Genomic DNA, 25,678 nt, shown 5'->3' on the forward strand with positions numbered 1-25,678 from the left:
GGCAATAATCACAACTAGAACAATTAGATTTTCAGGCCGTTCTCTTTCAGAGAGCCCTTTGGCAGAATCGCAGTTAATGCTGCTTTCTGTACCATCATTTCCTGGCCTTCGCTGACTTGCAGCAGCAGGAACTCGTCGGTCACCTTAGTAACGCGACCACAAATACCACCGTTAGTTAAGACTTCGTCGCCTTTAGCTACGCCACCAATCAGATTGCGATGCTCTTTCGCACGCTTGTTCTGTGGACGAATAATGAAGAAATAGAAAATGGCAGCAAAACCAGCCAGCATTACCCAACTCATCCATGGGCTACCTGCACCGGCCGCACCGTCTTGTGCATATGCACTGGAAATGAAAAAGTCCATCAAATTACTCCTGATCTATCATTGGTCCAGAGGCGGTACTGTTTCGCCCCTAGCTTCGTAGAAATCTGCCACAAAGTCCGACAATTTACCTTCTTCAATAGCCTTGCGCAATCCGGCCATTAACGTCTGGTAATAGTGGGTATTGTGAATCGTGTTTAGTCGTGCACCGGCAATTTCATTGCACTTATCTAAATGATGCAGATAGGCACGGCTGTAGTTTTTGCAGGTATAGCAAGTACAGGTTTCGTCCAAAGGACCGATGTCTGTCTTATTCACTGCGTTACGCAGTTTTACTACACCTGTGCTGGTAAACAAATGACCATTACGAGCATTTCGAGTTGGCATGACGCAATCGAACATATCAACCCCACGACGCACGCCTTCCACCAAATCTTCTGGCTTACCAACGCCCATCAAATAACGGGGTTTATCTTCAGGCAACATAGGTGCGGTAAAGCTCAAAGTCGACATCATTTCGTCTTTTGGCTCACCAACCGACAAGCCACCAATCGCATAGCCGTCGAAACCTATCTCACGCAAACCATCTGCACTGATCTGGCGTAGGTCTTTATCCATGCTGCCCTGAACAATACCAAATAGCGCATTGGGGTTTTGCTGTTCGACAAAAGCATCCTTGGAGCGCTTGGCCCAACGCAGGGATAATTCCATTGATTTTTTAGCTTCTTCCCAAGTCGCTGGATACGGTGTGCACTCGTCAAAGCACATCACAACATCTGAGTTGAGATCTTTTTGAACCTGCATTGAAATTTCAGGATTCAAAAACACTTTCGAGCCATTGACTGGCGATTGAAAGCTCACCCCTTCTTCGGTGATTTTTCGCATTTTACCAAGGCTGAACACCTGAAATCCGCCTGAATCGGTCAGAATCGGCCCAGGCCAGTTCATAAATTCGTGCAAACCACCATGCTGTTTGATGATGTCTGTGCCAGGACGTAGCCATAAGTGAAAGGTGTTGCCGAGAATAATCTTGGCTCCAGCTTCTTCCAGCTCTTCCTTTACTAAGCCTTTAACCGTGCCATAAGTGCCAACCGGCATAAATACCGGAGTTTCTACTACACCACGATCAAAAGTCAGTCGACCGCGACGGGCACCTTGGTCAGTCTTTAATAATTCAAACTTCATTAGTATTCCTGCTTTGCCAGCAACTGCCGACAATCTATCTGGTTTTGCGCCACTTCAGTGTTAATCGCTTGAGCGATCCATCGCACTGGGTGGCAAATCCGGGTTGTCACAACGATGAAGAAACATCGCATCGCCATAACTAAAAAATCTGAACTTGTCGGTCACTGCCTGCTGGTATGCTTGCATCATATTGCGGTAACCGGCAAAGGCGCTGACTAGCATCAACAGGGTAGATTCTGAAAGATGGAAATTTGTCACCATGCAATCCACTACCTGAAAACGATACCCAGGATATATGAAGATATCGGTATCCCCTTCAAAGGGTTTGAGCTCGCCAGACATTGCCGCGGTTTCTAAGCTACGAACTGCTGTGGTACCCACTGCAATCACTCGGCCACCACGTGCTTTACATGCCGCAACTTGGTCACAAACTGGTTGTTCGACTTTGATCCATTCACTGTGCATATGATGCTCAAGAATGTTGTCGACCCGCACCGGCTGAAATGTACCCGCTCCTACATGGAGGGTAACTCTGGCAATTTCAACCCCTTTACTAACCAGCCGATCAAGTAGCGATTGATCAAAATGCAGCCCTGCTGTCGGCGCAGCAACGGCACCAGCATGCTCACCGAATACCGTTTGATAACGCTCGCGGTCAGAGTTTTCATCTGGCCGATCAATATAAGGTGGCAGCGGCATGTGGCCGTGGGCGTCCAATACTTCAAGGAAGGTTTGCTCGCTCTGCACCTTTACTAGGAACAATGCATCTTCACGACCTTCAATTTCAGCATCTACCAAACCTTCCAGCCGAATCATGCTGCCGGGCTTGGGGGATTTGCTAGAACGGATATGGCATAGCGCACGTTTGTCATCTAACAAACGCTCCACTAGCACTTCCAATTTGCCGCCGCTGGCCTTTTGACCATACATACGCGCCGGAATCACTCGGGTATTGTTCAATACCAACAAGTCACCGGGCTGCAACAATGTTTCTATATCTGCAAAATGGCGTTGGGTTAATTCACCCGTGGCCCCTTGCACTTCCATTAACCGACTGGCAGTTCGATCGGCTAACGGGAATCGGGCGATTTGCTCATCTGGCAAATCAAATTGGAAATCACTCAGCTTCATCTATATCTATCTGGATTCAAAAGAAGGGATCAAATACATAACCAAACCACTTTAAAATGACTAAATCTTGAAATGGCTCGGCTGCAACGGCGGCAAGAATACTGCAAAACTGCCTTATAAACCATGCGGCTAAGCCAGACCGGCTGCACCTTTGATCAAAATAATCAAACTAGCAGTTGACCCGCGGGCCGCAAGCCGTATAATCGCCGCCTGTTCCTTGAGCACAGCGCTTAATGAACCCACAACTTTGGCGGCGTGGTGAAATTGGTATACACGACGGATTCAAAATCCGTTGCTGGTGACAGCGTGGCGGTTCGAGTCCGCCCGCCGCTACCATTCTTCTTTTAAGAAGTGTGGTGTTGTAGAGAAGTCGATTTTAGGTCGGCTTTTTTTATGCCTGTAATTTGAGTAAAACTGATTCGTTCAATCGGTTAGTTGCAATTCAAAGCAGACAAAAAAAATCTTTTATTGAAGCTACTTCACAGTAAAAATTTGATCCGCTAATTTGATTAACCCGTCACTTGCCAAGATAACTGACTGTTTGCTAGTAAAAATTCGTTTTTAGCAAAACCTGTATCCGGTCAAGACTCACCAGCACAAAGACTGGCAGCATAGCCATTGCCTACTCTTTTGGATCAGTAATGCTGAAAACCACCCTCAACTGGATACCTCTTTCGCTCTTTGTGTTGCTGATTTGCTTGAATCAGCCCAGCGATCGCTTTCAGTGGGACATGATTTTTTTGCTTTCTGGACTAGTTGCCTTGCTCACTTTACCTTTCACTACACTGGCTGGCATTCCGCAAGATCGCATCTCTCTTGGCATCAATTTGTTTTTTTCTTCTTCTACAGTAGCTTTCTTAATTGGCTTTCCAGAAATAACCCACTGGTATCAAGAGCAGAGAGTGACCGCTTTAATGCTATGGGTGGTAGGCAGTTGCATAGTGACTGGATTAATTACCAAACAAGGATGCTTCGATGTCGATGTCAACCATCGAAAGCTTAAGTCCTGTTTACTCGTTGGTGCCGCAGTTGCATCACTGACTGCATCTTGGTGGTTCAGACCGTCAGTTTTTCTTTCAGAAGTCATGCCTTTAATATCACTTTTGATCTGCCGCCAATTATTAGTTTTCTTTGATAGTTGGGCTTAACCGCTAAATTAACCCACTACTTAAATCAGTCATCGCTTGACCCTTCTGCCGCCAGCCCTGACAATCCAACCACCTGCTTCTTGTTGTTTGTTGCTGTTTTTTACTATGGAATCTCCCAGTTTGATGCGCCGTTTTGCGGCAATGCTTTACGATTCACTACTAATAATTGCCCTGTTGATGGTAACCATGATCCCGATGGTGGTCTTAAATGATGGTGAAGCAGTAGGTGATCGCTGGTGGACTTTTCCCTACATGGTGATCATTGTGTTTGGTTTCTTTTTTGGGTTTTGGCGCAAAGCCGGCCAAACACTGGGAATGCGAACCTGGCGGATCAAATTAATCGACCAAGCAACTGGCAACACTGTCAGTTTTAGCCAAGCACTTATCCGCTTTGCAGTCGCCATCCCTTCACTGGCATTTTTCGGGGTTGGATATATTTGGCTGCTATTTGATAAAGAAAAACTCAGTATGCCAGATCGTGCTTCTGGCACTCGTTTAATATTGTTAGGAAAAGTGAAGTAATTATCATTACAAATTTAAGCTGCTAGCTTGGCGTCAATAAAAGCATCGAGCTAGCAGCTACCCTTCCAAAAATAAAACCCACCCGCCTTAATCAAAACACTGCCCGCTATGTACGTTGATTCAACATCCTATTCAAACTATTGCTGGATGGCTGTTACAATAGCCACCTCAATTTGGCACGGTATATTTGCAAAATGGATTTGAATCTCCCCTGTTGGCATAAGAAGCTCCAGCAGCATAAAAAAACCGGTCATTTGATCGCTGTTCTGGCTGGTGCATCGATTACTGCTGGATTAGCCCCATTCAATGTATGGCTCTTTTTACTGCTTTCACCGGTTGCTTTCTGGCTACTGTTAGCAGGACTAACGCCAAAACAATCAGCACTTCGCAGCTTTTTCTATGGCTTTGGCTTATTCACGGCCGGAGCGTCATGGGTTTATGTCAGCATTCATGAGCATGGCAATGCCCCGATAATATTGGCCGGTGGACTGACACTTCTATTCACGTCTGCGCTGGCATTATTTCATGTTTTATTTGGTTACCTTTGGGGGAGAATTGCCCCGAATAAATATTTGGCAAACCTATTACTTTTTTCCTTTGCATGGACACTTTTAGAGGTTTTTCGCGGCTGGTTTTTAACCGGCTTCCCATGGCTTTATATCGGATATGGACTCACTGATAGCCCTTTCAGTGGACTGTTGCCACTCGCTGGTGTTCATGGCGCAGGCATCTGGATGGTATTGGCCAGTCTTTTATTGTTTTACGCCTTAAGTTGTAAAAATTTACTCACTGGCATGGCAGCTTCATTATTACTAATTAGTGGTGGCTTAAGCAGTCAAGTTGAATGGAGCGAAGTCTCCGGGCAAAAAACTGTTGGCTTAGTACAACCAGCAATTCCCCAGCAAGATAAATGGCTTCGACAAAACTTACGACCACAGCTCGACTTCCACCTCCAACAAACTAAAGATCTTTTTCAAAAGACCGACTTAGTAATTTGGCCTGAAACAGCCATCCCGGCCCTTGCATGGCAAGTAGAAAAATGGATTGCCGGCTTAGACCAACTGGCTAAAGACAACCAAGCCACGGTTATTTTTGGTATTCCAGCTAATACTGAAAATGGCGATGGATATCAGAACGTAGTATTTGCTGTTGGTGAAGGCAGTGGTCGATACAATAAAGTGCACCTGGTTCCTTTTGGCGAATACGTTCCTTTGGAATCATTTTTAAGGGGCATTATTGAATTTTTCAATCTTCCAATGTCAGGCTTTACTGCCGGCAATCAAAATCAGCCTCCGTTAACAGCGGGTGAGCAAACACTTGGGCCGATGATTTGTTACGAAGTGGCCTATCAAAATTTAGGCTGGTTGCAGGCCAAGCAATCTGATTGGCTACTGACAGTAAGCAATGACGCATGGTTTGGAACATCGCTTGGCCCTGACCAACATTTTCAAATTGTTCGCACCAGAGCGTTGGAAACTGGCAAGCCGTTTATTCGAGTGACTAACGATGGAATTACCGCCGCGATTGATCATAAAGGCCAAGTGATTCAGCGAATGGATCGTTTTGCAAAAGGTTCGATTGCTGTAGCAGTACCGCTAGTGACTGGCACAACACTATTCATGCAAATCGGCCCTTACTTGCCGATACTATTTTGTAGTTTTATTTGCTTGATTGCTGTGTTTTTCAAAGTTAAAAATCGAAATGTAAAAGCAAATTAGATAACCAAGCCACTTCAAACTGCAGGGTTCGGCTTGAGTTTGAAGTGGCTTGAGCATAAGCCGTTAGATATTATTAATTAGCGGTATTTAGTTTTAACCTTCAAAGCCAAACACCTTACTAACTTATTTATCAATTAGGTCATTAAAAACAAAACCACAAACAACTAGATCTAAATCCTTGTCTATATAACGCTTCAAGGAGTTGCTTTTGAGAACAGCTTTCGATTAATTATAAATTTTTTTTGCTCAAGGATTAATTTTATATATATCAACCTATTGCACTACTTTAAAAACCGGCCATCCTGTCATCTTTCAAGAGCACTACCTGAAGTAAACAGTTAAACCATACTGGAAAAACTATCTTCCACTATGGAATAGCAATGGCCATCAAAAAGCCTCTAATCCCCGGTCGTACGCTGTCACTAGTTCTCTTGTTATGTTTTTGCGCTTATGTCGCACTATTTTATTGGTTTCAAAGAATTGCACTTGCCGAAGCGGGCAGTCAACACTATCTCGGATTAATCTCCAGCAAGAATATGATGCTGTTTCAAAATGAAAACTCTGCTCTGCAGCGTGGTGAAGGTATTGAAGGGCTTAAAAAAATATTACACAACAACCTTGGTCGATATCAAAACCATAAGCTGATGTATTACCAAGTAAATTGGCCTTTTTCTGAAGATGCTGAGCGCGCTGACCTCGGCCCCATCGACGTTTATTATCGGGTTAATTATGAATTTGGTTCGGTTATCGAAGTACTGAATTTCCCGATCGCGATGGATTTACAAACCCAACCTGTTTTACGCACCGTTCTTATGGAGCATGGTGCAAATAGCTGGGCGATTAATTGGTAATTTATAAAAAAGGCTGCAGTAAGCAGCCTTGTAAGATTATCTATTTTCTAACTAACGGCATTAACCCACTGCAACTCGAATACCAAGCAACAACAACGCACCGCCCATCACTCGTTCGATGATATGTTCAAATGCTTTTAACTGTTTGCGCACTCGTTGGTTGGAAACCAAAAAGACGATACAAGAAAACCACACCATTCCAACACCCACTGCAGTTGCTCCATAGAGCAATTTAACACCCGCAGTAATATCTGGCGTCACCACTTGTGAAAACATCGCTAGGAAAAACACCGCCACTTGTGGGTTTAATATTGTCACCAACAAGCCGTCTCTAAATGGCGTATATCGATAGTCTTCTTCAGACTGTTCAAGATTTTTTTTGCGAAGACTATCGCGAATAGCTGAAACACCCATCCAGAACAAACAAGCTGCCCCACCCCACTTGATTAGATTAAACAACCATGGGGTTTTAGTGATCACAACGCCTAAACCAAGCAAGGTCAGTGCTACGTAAAAGGCCACACTAACACTTTGGCCACACATCGTTAGCAAGCCTGCTTTACGACCACCACCTAAAGTGTGCCGCATTACCAATGCCAAGCTGGCACCGGGCACCGCAGCGGCAACCAAACTAACAGATAGAACAACTAACCAGGCACTCATTTCACAAAGACTCTTAAGATTCTGCACGCATCTTAGGTGAATTAAGTCATGACTTGAAATGATCAATCATCATGAAGACATTCCAATTAAGACTTTACAGTCATGTAAAGGCAACTTGGTAAATCAACATTTCTTACCTGACTTAAATTAAATATCTTCACTTACTGGCAACCATCAAAAAACGTTGGACTTTCCCGTTTTCCGAATCGAAAACATGATCCAAGCAAAGGTTCAAAACCGACGTTTTCCAGTATGTTCCACTTCATTAAGTAAACGATCCTGTGATGTTTTTTCGAGGATCGCAGCAGATTCAATGTCTTCCCCCTTTTGACATTCTTATGAATCTGACTGCGCTTTACAGATTTTTATTTTTGATTACAAAGGCAGAACTATCTTATGGATACGGAAGGCAAGAGCTATAGTGAGCTCCACCGTCCGAGCAGTGAGTTTGAAACTCGCTCGGACTATTTGGACCACGAGCTGACCATCATGAAGCCCAAGCGTTGGGCATTGAACCTACCGGGTCGTGATTTCCGCTTTGAATGGGAAGATCTAGTGCCTGCAATCGCCGGTACTATCGGTATAACTGTGATGTATTCTGCGGTGATGACCTCTTGGGCTGGCGGTTTTGGCCTTGGCCAAGATTTCATTGTCGAAAACGTACGAGTGGAAATGTTGGTTTCCGCAGTACTTTTCGTCATCCTTCTGTCTGGCTTTTTTAATCCACGCGCCAACCTGGCGGGTAACCACGGCCCAATGATTCCGTTGATTCCCATCATCGCAATCTCTGGCGCCCACCCATTGGCACTCGCAATATTGCTCGGTGTTTTTGGCTTAATACTCTCAGCAACCAAAGGTGGCTCTAGGCTAGTCAAACTGACCGGGCGAGGTGTCGCAGGTGGTTTGCTGGTGTACCTAGGTGCCATGGGTAGTATTTCTCAGATTGAATCTTTAAAAAGCTGGGCAGATAGCCTAGATATTGGCCACATCGCTTTAGCAGTATTGTTTGTCAACATCATTGCTTACGCTTGGTTAGCTCGAATCGGTAAGCGCTGGTTAGCGATTCCTTTATGCTCCATTCTGGCTGTAGTTGTGGCATTAGCCATGGGTGCACCTTTTGAATTCCAGACTGCGCCTGGGCTGCCGAACCTGAACCCTGCTTACTGGTGGGCCGAAGATACTGGTTGGAAACTGGGTCTACCTGGTTTAGAGCAATTCATTGCTTCATTACCTTTCGCTATTTTAGCGGTTGCTATGTGGTCACCTGACTTCCTTGGCCACCGTATTTTCCAAGAAATGAATTACCCAGCAAAAGCCAAAAACGTCCTAATGGATGTTGATGACACCATGACGGGTTGCTCATTCCGCCAAATAATCGGTACTTTATGTGGCGGCGGTAACGTGACCTCTTCTTGGGGCACTTACATGATCCCGGCAGCAATCGCCAAACGTCCTATTCCTGGCGGTGCAATTTTACTCGGCATACTGTGTGTCATCGTTGCGGTTGGCGGTTATCCAATGGACATCGCTGTATGGCGCCCGGTGATGAGCATTGCTTTGTTGGTTGGCGTATTCCTGCCATTGCTAGAAGCAGGCATGGAAATGGTACGTGATACTAAAGACACTCAGTCTGCTGGTATCTGTATTTTTGCTTCTACTGTTGTTAACCCTGTATTTGGTTGGGCTCTGACCATGTTTTTGGATAACAACGGTCTGATCGGTGATAAAGAACGCGCCAAGTCTTTAGGCAAGATTGATCGTTGGGTTATTCCAGGCGGCGCTTTTGTTGTCAGCACCATTGCGATGGCTGCTGTAGGGATGCTTCCAGGTATTCCTGCAATGATTGGTGGCTAGGCACTCGCCTACAACTGATTAGATATATTGAACCGGAGCCTTGTGCTCCGGTTTTTTTTGCCTGCAGGAATCTACTCGACAAATGGTTCACCTGACAATTATCTACACCAGTAAGAACGGAAACAATTCAGCAGTCTTTTATTAGAGAAATAAGTTAGAAATAGCACACGCAGAGTTAAAATCGATTTGAGCTAATAGCATTAATGATTCAAGCGAAAGCGCCCAAGAGAAGATAGACAAATAGGTCAGTACAGAGGTTGAACAAGAAGCGCAACAATCAAATTAAAACAATAGCTTATCGACCAAGAAAGGGAGCTGATCAAATAAATATCTGTAGTGCTTGAAGGTGCAGGAACGCTGACTTCTCTCGCCCACCCGCACCTTCAATCTTAAGTATTTAGCGCTAGCTTTTGCTATCTGCAACCAAATAGCCGCTAGAGCGCCACACACCGTCCTTTTCTTTATAAGTCACGACCACTTCAATAACAGCTTTCTTTTCATAGCTGCTGGCAAACTTCACTACGATATATTCGCCGGGCAATGTGCCTTCTTTGAGATTTTTATACTCGGTACCTTGTAACTTGCGGCTGATGAATTTACCCAACGGTTTTCTATGATCAACCACCATGCGCCCCCAATGATCTACTGGCATTTCCTTACGGAAAAACTCACTAGAACCACCCCAAACTTTATCCCAAGCATGAACATCCATCATTTCCAGCCATTTCTGGGCTGAGATGGTCGCCATTTCTTCACGGCTAACTGAATCGGCAGCCATCGATGTGAAAGAGATCAAGCCAAGCAACAGAACGGCAGCAACGCGTTTAAACATATTTATCTCCAAGAAAAACCTTTCCACCACAGATACCAGCCTGATAACCGCTTGTCATCGACCTAACTCAAGAGAGATACAGCTAATTTCGATAAGCAAAATGGTGGCAGAAAACAAACACTCTACAACCCTTATTTTATCTGGGTTAATCAAACCCTGCCTATCTCATTGGAGATAGGCAGGGTTATTAGAGATAGGCAGCCAATTTAAAACAAATGATCTAGCTAAGCTGATGAGAATAAAGCGATGACTGTAAAACTGCAAACAGACTCCGGCGTAAAAAAATATGACCGGGATCTTCATGGAAACGTCGATGCCAAATCAAATAATAACTAACTCTTGGAGATTCGAACGGAAGGTCACGAGTCACCAGCTCAGATCCTTGAGCTGAAAATGCAGCCATATGACGCGGCATTGTCAGAATGTAACCAGCCTCCTCCAAGGTATGAGCTGCTGCAGTAATAAACGGCAAGGTTACTTCAATCCGGCGTTTTTTACCTAAACCAGCTAGCACCTCATCAATCACACCAATTTTGTCACCACCACCAGCTACTGCAATATGGTCAGCATCACACCACTGATCCAGCGACATTTCACCTGCTGCTAACGGATGGTTTTTCGACATCAAGCAAACAAAATCATCTTCACCTATCTGTTGGCCAAAAATATCTTCTGGTGGATCTTCTAAAATTGAAGTCGCTAGATGCACACTGCCATCAAATAGGGCCTCCATTCGATGTGACGCCCAGAACTGAACATCTAATCGAATAGAAGGTGCTTTTTGACGCAACTGCTCCAAAAATACTGGCAGCTGAAAATGGCAGACATAATCGGTGGCTGCCAAAACAAAACGGCGGTCGCTGGTGGCTGGGTCAAAACCTGAGCTAGAAAACAGCTTTTCTACTTCACCAAGTACACCTTCTAACTGGCGAGATAATTGACCGGCTTGCTCAGTCAATTGCATCTGATTCCCCACCCGAACTAAAAGTGGGTCATGCAGCAATTTACGTAATTGAGCGAGGTTCTTGCTCATGGCAGATTGGGTCACCCTTAGCTTTTCTGCTGCAACAGTTACGCTTCGTGTTCTTAATAACTGCTGAAGAGAAGGGAGAAGATTTAAATTAATGCGAGAAAGATCCATTGCCATTTACACTTATCTCTGGGAAGTGAATTGATACAGCGACTACCTCTTTTGGTCAACTAGTGTTGATAAAATTAGCCCAACACTCGTCAGTGCGCATGACCTTGAGCAAGATAATGCGCTATTTGCTCATAGAAAATCTGTCACAACCACTATGAATTATAATTATAACCTTACTTATATTATCGCAACCACCGCATAATAAATTTTCTATATTATCGCCTTACAACTTGTCATACCAGCGTTAAAGACTCACAATCAACCATGATTGCTGCTACCAAACTTTCTAGAAAAATAAAAAACCACTTACTATTGAAATAAGAAAATATTTACTAGACCTGCATAATAATTCATTGTAAAAATAAAAAAACTGGTGCGTTTTCTTTATTATGAATATTCAGTCATGAAAATACTAATTGCCCCTGATTCATTTAAAGGCTCTATGGACGCTTTAAATGCTGCAGAAATCATAAAAAAAGGCTGCCTGATTGCTAATCCAAACGCCCACTGTGTAATACAACCAATTGCTGATGGTGGCGAAGGTACTCTGGAGATACTATTACAACAATTGCATGGTCATGCGATTTACTTCAATGTTAATGATGCTTTGAGCTCTTCTATAAAAGCCCCGCTTGGCTGGGTAGCAGAGCAACAGCTGGCGATTATCGAAATAGCTAGCATTGTTGGGCTGTATTCATTAAACAAAACCCGGAGAAACCCTGCACTGACAAGTACTTTTGGTGTCGGTCAATTAATCAAACACGCACTAAAATTAGGTGCGAAAACCATTCTGATTACACTAGGTGGCAGCTCAACTAATGATGGTGGTGTTGGCATGCTTCAGGCACTAGGTGCCGTTTTTCTCGATCAGTCCGGAAATGATTTGCCACTTGGTGGCATTGCCATTAAACAACTGCATAAAATTGATTTAAAGCGGCTGGATTCAAGGTTGGCACAATGCAACATTATTGCGGCATGCGATGTCGACAATCCTCTTTGCGGCCCCAGAGGCGCTGATAAAAATCTGGTCAAACAATTAGACCAAGCATTAATGCAGTTAGAAAAAGTAAGCCAGCCAATTCTTGAGCAGCACAACCCTTGTAATACATTAGAAAAACCCATTGCAAAACAAGCTGGAACAGGTGCCGCTGGAGGGCTGGGTTTTACTCTAAAAGGTTTTTTAGCTGCCGAATTACAATCAGGAGCTGAATTGGTTTTGCAAACTTTAAATATTAGTAAAAACTTAAATTCAATCGATCTAGTCATTACCGGAGAAGGACAAATCGACTGGCAAACTCAATTTGGTAAAGCGCCGTGGCAATTAATGCTAGCGGCCCATCAAAAACACATTCCAGTGATTGGCCTATGTGGTCGCAAAGGCCGGGGCTGGCAGCAGTTATTATCCAATGGAGATTCTAAAGGTTTTCGGTTAATAAAAAGCATTACCCCGAACCATCAAACAATCGATCAAGCAATGGCAAACGCAGAAACCAACCTTTTCCAAGCCAGCTATCAAGTCATCAAACAATGGCAGAATTAGCAAACTAAGGTTTTTGATTTAAGAAAACCCAATGTGCTCGCTTTGATTTCATCATCCAGATGAACAGCCGATTGATCACGGCCACTACGCACAATGCCAACAGCAATCTAAACCACAACACACCAGACAGATCAGCACCCAACAGCAAGATCAGCAAAGTATCTTCGATTAAGCTATGACAAAGGCCCAATAACGTAATAGAAGAGAAAACATCAGAATCAGATAAATGCCCTGCTTTAGCTTCACGAATCAATAACCCGCCACCATAAGCCAAACCTAAAGTAACTCCGATCAAAGCCATCGAAGTTGCCTGACGCCCGATCCCCATCATTCTCAGCAACGGCCGTAACATCCAGCTAATCAATCTTTCAATATGTAGTTTTTTGAGCACTTTCAGCAATAGTAATAAGGCAGCCACTATAAGCAAAATCCAGCCAAGCCCTTGCAACTGAGCAACTGCCCATGAGGTTAAACTGCTATCTGCTATTTCTGGTTTCCAAAATAATTTTGCGGGTTGTTGTAACCAACCTCCAAATTGATAAATCTGGTTTAACAAGCCAGCTAACAATAAGCCGCCGCCAATTCTCAAAAGTAAGGTGTAACTCAATCTAACGCCTGCCAATTGAGCTATTCGACCTTCAACCGGCAAGTTATGCCCTATCAGCAGCATCAACCCCAAAACGGTTACTTGTGCAACAGACCAACTTTCAAAAGCCGATAAATTTACGAAGACCGCCATACCGCCATATATATTGGTCAACAGTGCCGTGGCCCAGATCAGGCCAGCTGAAGCGGGTAATCCTAAGAGTTCTGTTACAGGCGCTAATAGCCAACCCAGCCAATCAATTACCCCGAGCAGCTCTAGTACTTTCACAAGCAGTAACATTGGAACCATGACTTTGTATAAAGGCCAAACAACTGACCAAATTTCTCGTAAAAATCGCCCCATGTGCAACAAAACGCTCTCTAACAATGACAACTTCCTCAAAAATCATAATTTTTGTGTTCTGACACAAAAACAGCATCCAGAAACCACTATCCTAAAGCCATTACTCTTAAAAATACTACTATTCTGTTGCTACTATGAAATCTGGAAAACAAGCTGTCGAAGGATCTGGCATTGTAGAAAGCCATGCATGGGCCTTTTGTAACGTGGCCAAAGCTAATGAGTGTTTCATATTGATTCGGCCTGTCAATGCATTCTCACCAGGATTAATTAAAGAAAACTATGCAACTAAAGGCTTGCATGTAAAAGGTAAAAGCTCATCATGGGGGCCCCATGCTGGCCTTATTGCCGAAGATCAACAATATAGTAAGCTTAGAAAAAGACAGTACGAATCTTTAAATAAGCGACTGATTAATTATAATAAATTTACAAGCGAAGTTACTAATTCGTTAAGCAGCGGCGCCGCAAAAAAAATACCCTTAATTATTACAAAAAATCGATTTTTAGAATTGAAGGAAAAAAAAACAATTTCCATACACTACAAAAGAATGGATGGATCGATTGAGCTCAGGGCTGGCGATGATGAACCTGTATTTTGGTTAATTCCTTTACAATCGATGAAGAACGGAAAATTCGATAACATACCTGCAACGAAAAAAGTAATGGAAGATAATATTGAAGCTTTCTCAAAAATGAGAAGTGTAATTAAAGGGTTTGACCAAGGCTACCTAGTTCTTATTGAAAAACAGATAAATGATTCCAATCAAAAATCACAACCAAAGAACACCACGAATCGACATCCAGCCTTGCAACCTTTTTATGTATTAGCGAACAAGAAATTCATTCCACTCACTGCTGATTATGATTTATTTACAATTTGCCCAAAGATAAATTTAATTCGAGATTTTAAAACACCTATCCAAGAGTTTTTAGACATAAGGCACGGCTCTTTGACGACTAGTGGACAACTCTGGCATAGGGCAAATCGAAGAATTAGTGCAGCTCTTGAACAAGATAATATTACAATTGATCAAGACAAAGGTGAGGTATCTGTTTTCCAAAAAGAAATCATCAGAGACCTTAATTTTTCAGCCAGCAGCCTGGGTTATCAAGGTGGAGACTTGGTACATCATGGCTGTGAAACTGCAAATCCCGTCACAGAACTTGATTATCCTATTACCGTTATTTGCCCTGGAGGTTTGATTCTCGCAGCAGAAAACATTTTCGATATTCAGCAAATTGCTCGTGAAATTCAATATTACGGATATATTTTCTTAAAAAATAAACGCTGGCCGATCTCTTTTGACAGCCATTTAACAGCCATTCAATTAGAATATAAAAAGAAAACTGGAAAATTAGATACTTTCGATGATCGCTTTGATGTTGAAAATTTTAAACCTACCCAGATATCGCCAATACATGCAGTAATAAAGCGCAGATTATCCGACCCTAATTAACCAAAATTAAGCAACCACTGCTTAGGTGAAACACCTAATTGCTTACGAAATACTCTAGCGAGTGCAGATGCATTCTCATAACCTACTTCGTTTGCCACCCAACCAACTGAATAACCTTGCTTCAATAATCCTTTAGCAATACTTAACCGCCAACTAGTTTGATACTCGCCAACTGTTTGCCCTATTACCAATTTAAATTGCTCAGCAAACTTTGATCGCGACATTGCCGCAGCTGTGGCCAAATCTTGCAACAACCAGTTCTTCTGCGGCTGCTGATGTATCAGTTGTAATGCTTTATTAAGTTGGGGGTCTGCCAAGCCTGCCAACATTCCACCATTAGACTCTCCTTTTTCAATAACTTGCCTGAGCAACTGAACAATCAGGATTTCACAAAGCTTATTCATCACTACTTGCTTACCACTTTGATCAGAAAAAGCTTCTTCAAATAGCCAAATAACTGTATTAGACAAGCGTGGGTTAGCCGTTAAAGGTTGGCAAATCATTTCAGGCAAAGCTTGAGCCAACGGATTAGACGGACCAGCTCCATAACTAACCGTTGCGCAAACTACTTCAGTTTGATCAGCTTCACTGGCAATAATCCGATGTTTGATCGGCTTTGGATAAAACACCAAACTAGGTTTATCTAGAATCTCTTTCTTACCACCAGGATATTGAATTTCCAACCGACCTTTTTTTAGCAAATGAATATGGCCAACCTGTTCATTTGGACTCTCAAAACTAGAAAAACCACACAAATTTCCTGAATAAAATACGCCCGCAGTAACAGAAAAACGGCTAAGGACTTGTGATAACTGATCTGAATTAACATCCATGGCAGCAAACTTTGGTAAATAAGTGCTTCTGTGACAACACCACGGACGATTAGGTTCAATATCTGGACTAATTGCCCCCAATCATCCAAAAAAACGCCGTATCTTTACCTCACTCGCTGCTTACGCCGCAGCTAAACAATTCACCACACAGCTACCAGAAATGCACCGGATCGCTGTTGTTGGATTTTTAAAATTGTCTCTTTAATAGAAAAGGTATTGATAATGACTGCCATAAAGACATCTCTGAAAACCTTAACCGCTGCTGCGACACTCGCTTTTGCCAGTATGGGTTTTGCTGCTGATCTAGATATTAACGCGGATGAAAATGATATCGCAATGCGCGGTTATGACGCAGTAAGTTATTTTTCAATCGGCAAACCAACCAAAGGTAGCGACAAATTTCTAGCAAGCTATAAAAATGCAATCTTTAAGTTTTCATCAAAAGCTAATCGAGATGAATTTAAGGCGAATCCAGTTCGCTATACCCCTCAATATGGTGGTTACTGCGCCTTTGGAACATCCGTTGAGAAAAAATTCGATGGCGATCCAAGTGTCTGGAAAATTGTTGACAATAAGTTGTATCTAAATCTGAATAAGGATGTGCAAAAGCGTTGGTTAATTGAAACTGATGAAAAAATTCAAATCGCTGATGAAACATGGCCGGTCATTAGCCATGTAAAAGCTGAAGATTTATAGCAAAAAATTTAATATAAAAAAGTTCTGCCAGAGAAAATCTAATTTAGGTAAATATTAACTAGATAAAAAATCAATCTCTGGTAGAACTTTCTCAAAATACAGGAGTCTTTCTGGTGAGCGCTAAAGAACTAAAAAATCTTGCTGATTTTAACAGTGTAAATTTTGAATCTGACTGGGTGTTGGTTGATTTTTGGGCAACATGGTGTGGCCCTTGCCAAAGCATGCTACCAGTTTTTGATAAAATAGCCGATTCATTCAATTCACAATTATCTGCAGTTAAGGTAGATGTTGACCAGCTTCAGTCGTTTGCAGTAAGTCATGGAGTACGAGGTGTTCCAACACTGATGCTATTTCATAAAGGCAAACCGGTTGACCGCTTGGTTGGCGCACAACCAGAAGGACAGGTTTCCAAGTGGCTGTCTGGCCACCTGGCATAATCAGCTCGATTAATTAGAGTCTCTGTTTTTTATTTGAGGAAATTTATTATGAACAAAAAAGCAATTATTCTAGCAGGCTTGGTTGCAGCGGTTTCTGCTGGATCAATCACTACCGCCCATGCTGCATCTAAAGAAAAATGCTATGGCATTGCAAAAGCAGCACAAAATGACTGTGCCAACCTAGCAGGCACTCATTCATGTGCAGGACAGTCCAAGCTTGATAATGATATCGGAGAATGGAAAGCAGTTGCTAAAGGTACCTGCAAAGAACTTGGCGGACATAGCAAAGCAGAAGCGAAAAAGCTTGTAAAAGCACAAAAAAGTTAATCTTTAATTGTTAAGGCAACATCATTCAAAGATTCAAGGTAACTAACAATGAATACTTACTGGTCAAAAAACATTATGCCTGTTGGGATTGGTTTACGACACAGTCATTTCCAAGATGCCTTAAATCAACCCGCTAATCTGGATTTTATTGAGGTTCATTCAGAGAATTTTTTTGCTGATGGTGGTGCTGCGCCGGCATTACTAAAAGAAATTTCTAATTTGTACCCGGTTAGTTTGCATGGTGTTTCCTTAGGACTAGGTTCTGCGGCTGGTGTAGCCGAATCTCATATCAACGCTTTGTCTCGATTAGTAAACCATATTTCTCCTGTTATGGTTTCTGATCATGCATCTTTTAGTTGGGGACAAATCGAGAATCAGTTGCACCATGCCGGAGATTTATTACCGATCGCCTTTAACCAGCAAACTTTGGACATAATGTCTGAAAATATCATTAAAGTTCAAGATCATCTAAATCGACAAATTCTGGTTGAAAACCTGTCTTCGTATATTGAACCACAAAATAGCACATTATCTGAGCTAGAATTTTTCAAAGCATTGGTAAAGAAAACCGGTTGTCGCATGTTATTAGATATTAACAATCTTGCCGTCAATGCGACCAATGCTGGAGAGCCTGATGTATTAGCCAGCATTAATCATTGGTTAGAACAAATCCCTTCCGATCATGTTCATGAGATTCATCTTGCCGGGTGCACGCCAGTAGCCAAAGGCGAAATTATGATCGACGACCATAGCCAGCAAGTTTCTGAATTAGTTTGGCAAGCTTATGGCACCGCCATTGCTCGCTTCGGTGCGGTACCAACCACGATTGAATGGGACACCGATCTACCGCAATGGCATGTATTAATTGGTGAAGCCAATAAAGCGCGAACTATTGCCAATGCAATCCTTCAAGGCACCGATCGTTTAACTTGCGCATCAACAACACCAGCGCTTTGAAGGAATCAATCACCATGAATAATCAACCAGCGGCAATAGAAGAAACTGCTAATTATCAGAGTCAGTTAATGCGGGCAATTTTTAGCGGCCAACCTGACCAGAAGTTTAATGCCAAAGGATTAGCTGCCTACCAGAGAAATTTACAGGCGAATGCTTTTCGCGCACTGTCTGTTAGCTACCCAACCATTATTCAGTTAATTGGTGAGCAAGCTTTAAAACTTCTGGCCAATCAATTTCTAGCGGAACAACCACCATTAACTGGTGATTGGGCTCAATGGGGTGCTGATTTTCCACAATGGATTGATCAACATAAAATTAGTCAGTCTGATGCATATCTAGCAGATTGTGCTCAGTTAGATTGGTTGAAGCATCAAATAGAAGCACAAGCTGATTATTTACTAATCGCCAATTCATTTGAATTACTCGCCACCGAAGATGCAATTTCCGGACACTTTATTTGCAATCCGTCTTTAACCACGCTTCATTCTGATTTTCCGATTGTCGATATATACCAGGCACATCTCGCCAAAGAAATAACCGCTAATGATATAGCACCAGATGAAGTTTTGATCCAAAGCGCTAAAAAAAAATTAGCATCAGGAGCCAAGCAAAACATTCTGATTTGGCGCAAACAGTGGCAAGTACAAGTCGCAGAAATTGATATTGAATACCACTACTGGCTGGAATTATTACAACAGCAATTATCTTTAGGTGAGCTGCTAACTGAATTTGATAAGAAATACCCAAACCCTAAATATTTTTCTTTTCAGCAGTGGCTACCTGACGCCATCGAAAAACAAATCATTATTGGCTTTAATTGCTAATTAGACGAGGACTTAAGCATGACACAAACCACTGCCTTAGACGGCTCACTAGCAGCAAAGCTAGTCAATTTAAACGCCACATTTTCTCGACTGTTAGACTTGTTTCAACCCGTTGCATTACTGGCCGCGCGATTTTATGTTGGCTGGGCATTTTTTGCATCCGGTCTAACCAAATTGAAAGACTGGGAAACAACATTATTTCTATTTGAATTGGAATATGCGGTTCCATTGCTTTCACCAGCAGCTGCTGCTTATTTAGGAACTGCTGGAGAATTACTTTTCCCTGTTCTACTTGCAATAGGGCTATTTGGACGACTAGGCGCACTAGGATTATCTGCAGTTAATGTCGTTGCTGTTGTCAGCTTGGAAGAGATTGCTCCTGCAGCATTTAACCTGCATGTCATCTGGGGCTTGTTGTTAGCTTTAGTTGTTCTATGGGGGCCGGGCAAGGCATCAATCGATCAACTGATTGCAAGCAAATTTAAATAACCGATTTCAAACCATATTCACAATTTAACTCCCCTTTGCCAGCTATTGCATTGCACTAGCTGGTTTTTTTATTTCTGAAAAACTAACGGATAAAAATGCAAATCTACGATCACATTAGATTCATAGATACTAAGTTTTTTTAATATTGATACTGACTTTTCTTGCCATGATTCTTCGACAACATTCCATGTATCTCGCATCCATGGATCACAAATATACGAATCACTTATTCTCCATATTTCAGCAGGAATAAAACTAAAAGGAGGTTCAATCGTGACTGAAAAACAATCATAAATGAGCCGATTACACACCAACAATGCTGCATGATCAGTTAGAATTGGCTGCCCTTCACATTTAGATCTAAAGACAAAACATAGCAAAACCAAAGAAAAAGTTTTTTTTCTTTGATGAAAATATTCTTGTGCAATTTCCCAAGCTGCTACGCTAGCCATATCGGTACATACTCCATAAAAAGGAGGCAATGAAAGCAACATGTTTGATGCCATATCAGAAACAGCCAAAGTCTGTATCTTTGTTAAACAATAACCCTTTCCATCATATTTTTTAAACGAATCAAAGTGAGATGGCTTCGGTGGTAACATATTATAAGGGTAGCTTTGCCCATATTTATTTTTAATCATCTTCTTTGCGATTTTCGCATCTTCTTTAATATTTTCAGCGAGCATCTCCAGCTCATCCCTTACATGAAAGACACCCCAAGTTGCTATTTCTTTAACTTCATTTTTTGATATCATAATCAATCCTTTACTAAAGCTTGTCCCTTTGAATTTTTTATGCTGTTATATCAAACGATAACAACTGTTCAGGGATGACAATATGCGACGCGTAGTCTTTAACCAAAAAGGTGGCGTGGGGAAATCCAGCATCACTTGTAATTTGGCCGCCACTTCTGCCAGCCAAGGACTCAGAACTTTGGTGATTGACCTTGATCCCCAAGGAAATAGTAGCCGTTATTTAGCCGGTGAAGATGCTTTGGCCATGTCACCGCATCTAGGCGACTTCTTTCAACAAACGCTGTCGTTCACTTTTGGCCAAAGCACCGCAGACCAGTTTGTTCACCCAACGCCTTTTGAAAACCTATGGATTATGCCTTCGTTTTCAGCACTGGCTGAATTAGAAAGCAAGCTGGAATCTCGCCATAAAATCTACAAGTTACGTCAGGCACTTGATGAGCTAGAACACGAATTTGATCGTATTTATATTGATACGCCGCCAGCACTGAATTTCTTCAGTCGGTCGGCGCTTATCGCAGCAGATAACTGCTTAATTCCCTTTGACTGTGATGATTTCTCGCGCCAAGCATTGTATAGCTTGCTGGATAATATTGAAGAAATCAGACAAGACCATAATGAGCATTTGCAAGTAGAAGGGATTGTAGTTAACCAGTTTCAACACCGAGCCAAATTACCTCAGCGGTTAGTCGCAGAATTAAAAGAAGAACAATTGCCTGTGCTGGGGGTTTATTTATCCACTTCAATTAAGATGCGGGAATCTCACCAACAAGCTAAGCCAATGATTTTTATGCTACCAAAACACAAACTGAGCCAGGAATTTTTACAGCTATTTAACTTACTAGAACAGTCTAAAGCTGCAGACGAAGAAGCTCAGCAACAGGCATAAATGCAAAAAAAACGTATGAAATATCGATTAGATTAGCTTTTCTTGCTACACAAAAAAACCGGCTAATCAGCCGGTTTTTTGATGAACGTCTAACTGTTTATTTATGGCAAGCCGTTCCAGGTTACCCCTGATTCAACAATGCTCGTAAGTCGATAATTGCCGCATTTGCCCGTGAAATATAATTCGCCATTACCAGTGAGTAATTAGGCATAAGACCAAAACCGGTACCATTTAATACTATTGGGCTCCATACTGGCTCTTGGGTCTCTTCTAATTCGCGAATAATCTGCAACAAGCTTTGTCTGGCCTGCTTTTTTTGCAACACATCGGCAAAATCTTTATCGGCAGCATTTAAAAAATGAATCAATGCCCAGCAAGTGCCACGCGCCTCATACAATACGTTATCAATTTGCATCCAAGGTGTTTTGCTTTCAACTTCACCGCTGATGTTATCCATATCGATTCGTTTTTGGCCAACACTGGCAGATAGCCGCTGGGACAAACTACCTAAATCTTTTTCCACACCATCTAACCATGAATGAAGATTATCAGCTCGCGGATAAAAACCTGCTTCGCCTGCCACAAGACGCATCTGATAACTTTTCAGATAAGCGATGCCTTCACGATATTCACTTTCAGTCGATGGTAAAAGCCAACTATTGTTGTCGTAATTAAATTTAGGATTGGCTTTTGCTAGGTCTGAATCTTCAGTCGACTGAGATTGAGAACGTGCCATATAAATGCGCATACCGCGAGTGAGGTTACGCACCTGAGCTAACACTCCAAACTCCCAGCTGGCCATATTGTCCATCATGACACTAGGCGGCAAAACATCATTAGTCAGATATCCACCTGGCTTGTCCAACAGGGTGGTAGAAACATCAATCAAAGCACGCACGCTTGCCTGACCAGAAACTTCTGCTGGCGTATTTTTGCTTAAAGCAATCACGTCTGGCTCACTGCTCCACCAACTGGCAATGACAAGCAAAAAGACAACGAGCAATACTGTTGCCAGCGATAGCCATAGCGTCACGCCACCGGCCTGCAATTTTCTGTTCATTAGACTATCCCCAATATTTCTGTCGCTGGCTGGTTAAATTGACTTCAGCCTCTGCAAGGCAGTTTGCCACAGATATCTAGCTAAAAAACCGCTTCCGACTAAAATCTTGATAATTTATCAACAGATTGTCAGCTCTTCGGATGGCTACAATAAGAGGCAGTGGCAGTTAACAACAATTTTATGTTGCTTATTGAGAACCGTTTTCATTTGATTATCAAAAGCGATATATTAAATCATCTGTTTTTGCACCCCAGCGACACCAGCTCCACTTGCTGTGGATATGAACGTGGCTATCGACTTTTCTTCAGGATTTCTGGCAATGCACCACTACTTTGATAAGCTACTATTTTTATTACTGATATTGCCGCTATATGGCCAAGCTGAAACCCAGAACACGCAATTACTAGACACACCATTACTAGATACCCCCCTAAAAGATGCGCTGAAAATTCAACAACAAACCAGTCAGGCTGCATCACAGTCGCAACAGGTTATTGATAAACTGTCAGATCAAACGAAACAACTGTTGCAAGAATATCAAAACAGCACGCGTTATCTGCAGTCGCTCAAAGTGTTTAATGACAACCTTCAACAAACCATCAACAATCAGCAAGATTCGGTCGATTCACTACAGCAACAAATTGACAGCATTCAGCAAACGTCAATTGAAATCACACCATTAATGCTGAGGATGATCGATAGCTTGCAGCAGTTTATCGATATTGATTTACCTTTTTTAGGTCCCCTACGACAACAAAGAGTCGATCAATTAAATCAGTTGATGACTAGCCCAGATGTAACCACTTCAGAAAAGTTTCGGAAAATCCTTGAAGCCTACCAAATTGAAAGTGATTACGGCCGTAATATCGAAACCTACAAGGCCAGCCTACTTGACCAAAACCAACAAAAAAGAACCTTACAGTTTTTACGTATTGGTCGCATTGCTCTGGTTTACCAAACCTTAGATGGAAAAGAAACCGGTCATTGGAACAGCCAAAATAAAAGCTGGCAGATTCTCGATAATAGCTATCGTTACTCAGTTTCCCAAGGAATTAAAATGGCCAAGAAGCAGGCCAGCGTTGGACTGATTCGCTTACCTATCGCAACGGCGGAGGCAATCCAATGATTACTACTTTTCAATCGTTTAGCAGATTTGCCTATTTTTCAGCTCGGCTACTGATGCTAGCTTGCCTATTGGTTTCAACTAATAGCTCGGCTAATGAATTAAAAGATCTACTGCGAAAAATACAACAAAATCAAACTGCTGAAACAACCCTTAATCAACAGCGAGAACAACAATTTTCTTCCCAGAGAAATCTACAGCAGCAGTTATTAAATGATTTAAAAAAATCTATCGCTTTAGAAGAATTACGCTCCAAAAATCTCAATAAAATTTCAGATGATAACGAGAAAAAACTCGCTACGCTGGAAACGTCTCTAGACATTCGATCCGGTGAATTGAAAGAACTATTTGGTGCGGTACGCCAATTTTCTGGAGATAACCGCGGATTACTGCAAGCTTCGATGATTAGCAACCAATACCCCAAGCGACAGCAATTTCTCAATCAAATGGCCGAAAGTAAAAGCTTGCCCAATATTCAACAGCTGGAACAATTCTGGTTAGAAATTTATCGGGAAATGGTCGAATCTGGGCAGATTACTCGCTACTCAACCGATGTTGTTTTTGGCCAAGGCAGCCAGAAAGAACAGTCAATTGTCAGAATTGGCAGTTTCAACGCCGTCAGTCAACAAGGTTATCTGGATTATTCACTGCAAACCGGGCAGTTTGAATATTTAGCTCGCCAGCCCGAGTCATCGATTAAATCTTCTGCAATTGATTTTTTCAATGCCGAAGAAAATCAATACGCTGAACTTTATATCGATCCTTCTAGAGGACAAATTTTATCTCGAATGGTGCAAAACCCAGACTTTGAAGAACGCATCAGCCAGGGCGGGCCGGTCGCTTACATCATTATCACACTGGGTGCTATCGGCATTTTGCTAGCGATTACTTTATGGCTACGGCTATTTATTATTCAGCGTGGCATTAAACGCCAATCGGCTAGCGAGCAGGTGGTAAAAACCAATACCTTAGTTAATCCGCTGAGTGAAGTGATACAGGTTTTTAATGATAATCAGGGTGTAGACAGTGAGACACTAGAGCTAAAACTGGACGAAGCAATTATTCGCAATATACCCAAGATTGAATGGGGCATAGGTTTAATTAAGCTCATCGCATCGGTAGCACCACTACTAGGTTTATTAGGCACCGTTGTCGGCATGATCGCTACCTTCCAAGCAATTACTATTTTTGGTACTGGCGATCCCAAGCTAATGGCAAACGGTATTTCCGAAGCACTGGTCACCACCATGCTTGGTTTGATTGTTGCGATTCCTACTTTGTTTGCCCACTCATTAGTGAGTAGTCGTAGCCGAAGGATTATCCAACAGCTGCAACAACAAACCGCCGGTTTTATTGCCCGACAAAGAGAACGACAGCAGCAATCTCCACCCATCGAGCAACTTGGATAACTGGCTATGTTGCTACAAGAAATATGGTTAGCATTATTAGATGAGTTTTCGGCACTGGAGCGATTTTTCACTTCCGGTGGCGATGTATTGATTGCAGTTTTCTTTTTAACCCTTGCGCTATGGACGCTAATTTTAGAGCGCTACTGCTATTTCTTTTTTCTACTGCCAAAAAAAATGCAGTTTTGGGAAAACAGCTGGCTTGACCGTTCTGACAAATATTCATGGAATGCCCGGCATATTCGATTGGAATTAATTTCCAAAGCAGATTTAACCGCCAAACGACATTTGCCTTTAATTAAAACGCTGGTAGCACTTTGTCCGTTGCTTGGTTTATTGGGCACAGTTGTCGGCATGGTTGAAGTGTTTGATGCACTCGCTATTACCGGTACTGGCAGCCCCAGAGCAATGGCTGCCGGTATTTCACGGGCGACCATTCCAACAATGGCCGGTATGGTCGCTGCGTTATCTGGCATTTGGTTTAGCGCAAGATTACAAAAGCGCGCTGCATTTTTAACTGGCCGGTTTGCAGCCCGACTGCAGCATTAAAATCAGGATTAAATTAATAGCGTGA

The 25,678-nt window shown here is 42.4% G+C and carries 27 protein-coding genes and 1 tRNA gene; 18 read left to right on the forward strand and 10 right to left on the reverse strand.

Annotated features, from left to right (window positions below; all coding sequences use genetic code 11):
• Positions 1-23: 23 nt before the first annotated feature.
• From yajC to queA, 3 genes are read right to left on the reverse strand one after another with little or no spacing between them, the layout of a single operon-like run.
• Complete coding sequence (gene yajC, locus DC094_RS04960) at positions 24-368, reverse strand: preprotein translocase subunit YajC (RefSeq protein ID WP_206605568.1); 345 nt, start codon at positions 366-368, stop codon at positions 24-26.
• A gap of 15 nt (positions 369-383) precedes the next feature.
• On the reverse strand, positions 384-1,508 hold the full coding sequence (tgt, locus tag DC094_RS04965; protein ID WP_116685949.1) for a tRNA guanosine(34) transglycosylase Tgt: 1,125 nt from the start codon (positions 1,506-1,508) through the stop codon (positions 384-386).
• 60 nt (positions 1,509-1,568) lie between these two features.
• Positions 1,569-2,639: a tRNA preQ1(34) S-adenosylmethionine ribosyltransferase-isomerase QueA gene (queA, locus tag DC094_RS04970; protein WP_116685950.1), complete on the reverse strand. Its 1,071-nt coding sequence runs from the start codon at positions 2,637-2,639 to the stop codon at positions 1,569-1,571.
• A gap of 249 nt (positions 2,640-2,888) precedes the next feature.
• Here queA and DC094_RS04975 point away from each other — a divergent pair.
• The 5 genes from DC094_RS04975 to DC094_RS04995 all read left to right on the forward strand — a co-directional run bounded on the left by DC094_RS04975 (position 2,889) and on the right by DC094_RS04995 (position 6,878).
• Positions 2,889-2,975: transfer RNA gene (locus tag DC094_RS04975), tRNA-Leu, on the forward strand.
• 305 nt (positions 2,976-3,280) lie between these two features.
• Positions 3,281-3,787, forward strand: coding sequence for a hypothetical protein (locus DC094_RS04980; protein ID WP_116685951.1), 507 nt, complete (start codon positions 3,281-3,283; stop codon positions 3,785-3,787).
• Positions 3,788-3,892: 105 nt separating this feature from the next.
• Complete coding sequence (locus DC094_RS04985; protein ID WP_116685952.1) at positions 3,893-4,309, forward strand: RDD family protein; 417 nt, start codon at positions 3,893-3,895, stop codon at positions 4,307-4,309.
• Positions 4,310-4,503: 194 nt separating this feature from the next.
• On the forward strand, positions 4,504-6,027 hold the full coding sequence (lnt, locus tag DC094_RS04990; protein ID WP_116685953.1) for an apolipoprotein N-acyltransferase: 1,524 nt from the start codon (positions 4,504-4,506) through the stop codon (positions 6,025-6,027).
• Positions 6,028-6,407: 380 nt separating this feature from the next.
• A complete protein-coding gene (locus DC094_RS04995) occupies positions 6,408-6,878 on the forward strand; it encodes a hypothetical protein (protein ID WP_116685954.1) in 471 nt (156 codons plus the stop codon).
• 60 nt (positions 6,879-6,938) lie between these two features.
• On the opposite strand, the gene DC094_RS05000 is transcribed toward DC094_RS04995, so the two are convergent.
• The gene (locus DC094_RS05000; RefSeq protein ID WP_116685955.1) at positions 6,939-7,541 is read right to left on the reverse strand and encodes a LysE family translocator; all 603 of its coding nucleotides are present in this window, start codon (positions 7,539-7,541) and stop codon (positions 6,939-6,941) included.
• Positions 7,542-7,937: 396 nt separating this feature from the next.
• Here DC094_RS05000 and DC094_RS05005 point away from each other — a divergent pair, with 396 nt between their 5' ends.
• Positions 7,938-9,395 carry a DUF3360 family protein gene (locus DC094_RS05005; protein ID WP_116685956.1) on the forward strand — a complete coding sequence of 486 codons (1,458 nt, stop codon included), beginning with the start codon at positions 7,938-7,940 and terminating at the stop codon, positions 9,393-9,395.
• Positions 9,396-9,798: 403 nt separating this feature from the next.
• Here DC094_RS05005 and DC094_RS05010 read toward each other — a convergent pair whose 3' ends face one another.
• Entirely contained in the window at positions 9,799-10,227 is a 429-nt protein-coding gene (locus tag DC094_RS05010; protein WP_116685957.1) for a DUF4019 domain-containing protein, read from the reverse strand.
• A 220-nt stretch (positions 10,228-10,447) separates the two neighbouring features.
• Positions 10,448-11,374 carry a LysR family transcriptional regulator gene (locus tag DC094_RS05015; protein ID WP_116685958.1) on the reverse strand — a complete coding sequence of 309 codons (927 nt, stop codon included), beginning with the start codon at positions 11,372-11,374 and terminating at the stop codon, positions 10,448-10,450.
• A 397-nt stretch (positions 11,375-11,771) separates the two neighbouring features.
• Between DC094_RS05015 and DC094_RS05020 the strand changes: the two genes are divergently transcribed.
• Entirely contained in the window at positions 11,772-12,908 is a 1,137-nt protein-coding gene (locus DC094_RS05020) for a glycerate kinase (RefSeq protein ID WP_116685959.1), read from the forward strand.
• Between the two features lie 4 nt (positions 12,909-12,912).
• On the opposite strand, the gene DC094_RS05025 is transcribed toward DC094_RS05020, so the two are convergent.
• Complete coding sequence (locus DC094_RS05025; RefSeq protein WP_241503964.1) at positions 12,913-13,881, reverse strand: hypothetical protein; 969 nt, start codon at positions 13,879-13,881, stop codon at positions 12,913-12,915.
• A 110-nt stretch (positions 13,882-13,991) separates the two neighbouring features.
• Between DC094_RS05025 and DC094_RS05030 the strand changes: the two genes are divergently transcribed.
• A complete protein-coding gene (locus DC094_RS05030) occupies positions 13,992-15,311 on the forward strand; it encodes an anthrax toxin-like adenylyl cyclase domain-containing protein (protein WP_116685961.1) in 1,320 nt (439 codons plus the stop codon).
• On the opposite strand, the gene DC094_RS05035 is transcribed toward DC094_RS05030, so the two are convergent.
• Positions 15,308-16,144 carry an AraC family transcriptional regulator gene (locus DC094_RS05035; RefSeq protein WP_116685962.1) on the reverse strand — a complete coding sequence of 279 codons (837 nt, stop codon included), beginning with the start codon at positions 16,142-16,144 and terminating at the stop codon, positions 15,308-15,310. The two genes, DC094_RS05030 and DC094_RS05035, sit on opposite strands and share 4 nt — an antisense overlap.
• 222 nt (positions 16,145-16,366) lie before the next feature.
• On the opposite strand from DC094_RS05035, the gene DC094_RS05040 reads away from it, so the two are divergent.
• The 6 genes from DC094_RS05040 to DC094_RS05065 all read left to right on the forward strand — a co-directional run bounded on the left by DC094_RS05040 (position 16,367) and on the right by DC094_RS05065 (position 19,874).
• Positions 16,367-16,840: a YHS domain-containing (seleno)protein gene (locus DC094_RS05040; protein WP_116685963.1), complete on the forward strand. Its 474-nt coding sequence runs from the start codon at positions 16,367-16,369 to the stop codon at positions 16,838-16,840.
• 113 nt (positions 16,841-16,953) lie between these two features.
• Complete coding sequence (gene trxA, locus DC094_RS05045; RefSeq protein WP_158527217.1) at positions 16,954-17,277, forward strand: thioredoxin; 324 nt, start codon at positions 16,954-16,956, stop codon at positions 17,275-17,277.
• Between the two features lie 48 nt (positions 17,278-17,325).
• A complete protein-coding gene (locus DC094_RS05050; protein WP_116685965.1) occupies positions 17,326-17,604 on the forward strand; it encodes a BufA1 family periplasmic bufferin-type metallophore in 279 nt (92 codons plus the stop codon).
• Positions 17,605-17,652: 48 nt separating this feature from the next.
• Positions 17,653-18,561 carry an MbnB/TglH/ChrH family RiPP precursor modification enzyme gene (locus tag DC094_RS05055; RefSeq protein ID WP_116685966.1) on the forward strand — a complete coding sequence of 303 codons (909 nt, stop codon included), beginning with the start codon at positions 17,653-17,655 and terminating at the stop codon, positions 18,559-18,561.
• A 14-nt stretch (positions 18,562-18,575) separates the two neighbouring features.
• Positions 18,576-19,385 (forward strand): HvfC/BufC N-terminal domain-containing protein, encoded by an 810-nt coding sequence (locus DC094_RS05060; protein ID WP_116685967.1) that lies wholly within the window; start codon positions 18,576-18,578, stop codon positions 19,383-19,385.
• 18 nt (positions 19,386-19,403) lie between these two features.
• A complete protein-coding gene (locus DC094_RS05065) occupies positions 19,404-19,874 on the forward strand; it encodes a DoxX family protein (RefSeq protein WP_116685968.1) in 471 nt (156 codons plus the stop codon).
• Between the two features lie 68 nt (positions 19,875-19,942).
• Here DC094_RS05065 and DC094_RS05070 read toward each other — a convergent pair whose 3' ends face one another.
• Positions 19,943-20,629, reverse strand: a complete 687-nt coding sequence (locus tag DC094_RS05070) for a hypothetical protein (RefSeq protein WP_116685969.1) — start codon at positions 20,627-20,629, stop codon at positions 19,943-19,945.
• An 82-nt stretch (positions 20,630-20,711) separates the two neighbouring features.
• Here DC094_RS05070 and DC094_RS05075 point away from each other — a divergent pair, with 82 nt between their 5' ends.
• Positions 20,712-21,515 (forward strand): ParA family protein, encoded by an 804-nt coding sequence (locus DC094_RS05075; RefSeq protein ID WP_116685970.1) that lies wholly within the window; start codon positions 20,712-20,714, stop codon positions 21,513-21,515.
• Positions 21,516-21,636: 121 nt separating this feature from the next.
• Here DC094_RS05075 and DC094_RS05080 read toward each other — a convergent pair whose 3' ends face one another.
• Entirely contained in the window at positions 21,637-22,575 is a 939-nt protein-coding gene (locus DC094_RS05080) for a DUF2333 family protein (RefSeq protein ID WP_116685971.1), read from the reverse strand.
• A gap of 319 nt (positions 22,576-22,894) precedes the next feature.
• Here DC094_RS05080 and DC094_RS05085 point away from each other — a divergent pair, with 319 nt between their 5' ends.
• The 3 genes from DC094_RS05085 to DC094_RS05095 are packed head-to-tail and all read left to right on the forward strand — an operon-like array spanning position 22,895 to position 25,653.
• Positions 22,895-23,701: a DUF3450 domain-containing protein gene (locus DC094_RS05085; RefSeq protein WP_158527218.1), complete on the forward strand. Its 807-nt coding sequence runs from the start codon at positions 22,895-22,897 to the stop codon at positions 23,699-23,701.
• Positions 23,698-25,107, forward strand: coding sequence for a MotA/TolQ/ExbB proton channel family protein (locus DC094_RS05090; protein ID WP_116685973.1), 1,410 nt, complete (start codon positions 23,698-23,700; stop codon positions 25,105-25,107). The genes DC094_RS05085 and DC094_RS05090 overlap by 4 nt, the downstream gene beginning before the upstream one ends.
• A gap of 6 nt (positions 25,108-25,113) precedes the next feature.
• Positions 25,114-25,653: a MotA/TolQ/ExbB proton channel family protein gene (locus DC094_RS05095; RefSeq protein ID WP_170114588.1), complete on the forward strand. Its 540-nt coding sequence runs from the start codon at positions 25,114-25,116 to the stop codon at positions 25,651-25,653.
• The last annotated feature ends 25 nt before the right edge of the window (positions 25,654-25,678 follow it).

Source organism: Pelagibaculum spongiae, assembly GCF_003097315.1.
GTDB lineage: Bacteria > Pseudomonadota > Gammaproteobacteria > Enterobacterales > Pelagibaculaceae > Pelagibaculum > Pelagibaculum spongiae.

Coding starts and splice junctions, on each gene's coding strand:
- lnt (WP_116685953.1), top strand. CDS start 4,504: ATGGATTTGAATCTCCCCTGTTGGCATAAGAAGCTCCAGCAGCATAAA.
- DC094_RS05090 (WP_116685973.1), top strand. CDS start 23,698: ATGATTACTACTTTTCAATCGTTTAGCAGATTTGCCTATTTTTCAGCT.
- DC094_RS05010 (WP_116685957.1), bottom strand. CDS start 10,227: ATGTTTAAACGCGTTGCTGCCGTTCTGTTGCTTGGCTTGATCTCTTTC.
- DC094_RS04980 (WP_116685951.1), top strand. CDS start 3,281: ATGCTGAAAACCACCCTCAACTGGATACCTCTTTCGCTCTTTGTGTTG.
- DC094_RS05060 (WP_116685967.1), top strand. CDS start 18,576: ATGAATAATCAACCAGCGGCAATAGAAGAAACTGCTAATTATCAGAGT.
- DC094_RS05095 (WP_170114588.1), top strand. CDS start 25,114: ATGTTGCTACAAGAAATATGGTTAGCATTATTAGATGAGTTTTCGGCA.
- DC094_RS05085 (WP_158527218.1), top strand. CDS start 22,895: ATGCACCACTACTTTGATAAGCTACTATTTTTATTACTGATATTGCCG.
- tgt (WP_116685949.1), bottom strand. CDS start 1,508: ATGAAGTTTGAATTATTAAAGACTGACCAAGGTGCCCGTCGCGGTCGA.
- DC094_RS05075 (WP_116685970.1), top strand. CDS start 20,712: ATGCGACGCGTAGTCTTTAACCAAAAAGGTGGCGTGGGGAAATCCAGC.
- DC094_RS05005 (WP_116685956.1), top strand. CDS start 7,938: ATGGATACGGAAGGCAAGAGCTATAGTGAGCTCCACCGTCCGAGCAGT.
- DC094_RS05035 (WP_116685962.1), bottom strand. CDS start 16,144: ATGGATGTTAATTCAGATCAGTTATCACAAGTCCTTAGCCGTTTTTCT.
- DC094_RS05080 (WP_116685971.1), bottom strand. CDS start 22,575: ATGAACAGAAAATTGCAGGCCGGTGGCGTGACGCTATGGCTATCGCTG.
- DC094_RS04995 (WP_116685954.1), top strand. CDS start 6,408: ATGGCCATCAAAAAGCCTCTAATCCCCGGTCGTACGCTGTCACTAGTT.
- DC094_RS05050 (WP_116685965.1), top strand. CDS start 17,326: ATGAACAAAAAAGCAATTATTCTAGCAGGCTTGGTTGCAGCGGTTTCT.
- DC094_RS05020 (WP_116685959.1), top strand. CDS start 11,772: ATGAAAATACTAATTGCCCCTGATTCATTTAAAGGCTCTATGGACGCT.
- DC094_RS05015 (WP_116685958.1), bottom strand. CDS start 11,374: ATGGCAATGGATCTTTCTCGCATTAATTTAAATCTTCTCCCTTCTCTT.
- DC094_RS05030 (WP_116685961.1), top strand. CDS start 13,992: ATGAAATCTGGAAAACAAGCTGTCGAAGGATCTGGCATTGTAGAAAGC.
- DC094_RS05000 (WP_116685955.1), bottom strand. CDS start 7,541: ATGAGTGCCTGGTTAGTTGTTCTATCTGTTAGTTTGGTTGCCGCTGCG.
- DC094_RS05040 (WP_116685963.1), top strand. CDS start 16,367: ATGACTGCCATAAAGACATCTCTGAAAACCTTAACCGCTGCTGCGACA.
- queA (WP_116685950.1), bottom strand. CDS start 2,639: ATGAAGCTGAGTGATTTCCAATTTGATTTGCCAGATGAGCAAATCGCC.
- DC094_RS05065 (WP_116685968.1), top strand. CDS start 19,404: ATGACACAAACCACTGCCTTAGACGGCTCACTAGCAGCAAAGCTAGTC.
- DC094_RS05070 (WP_116685969.1), bottom strand. CDS start 20,629: ATGATATCAAAAAATGAAGTTAAAGAAATAGCAACTTGGGGTGTCTTT.
- DC094_RS05055 (WP_116685966.1), top strand. CDS start 17,653: ATGAATACTTACTGGTCAAAAAACATTATGCCTGTTGGGATTGGTTTA.
- DC094_RS04985 (WP_116685952.1), top strand. CDS start 3,893: ATGGAATCTCCCAGTTTGATGCGCCGTTTTGCGGCAATGCTTTACGAT.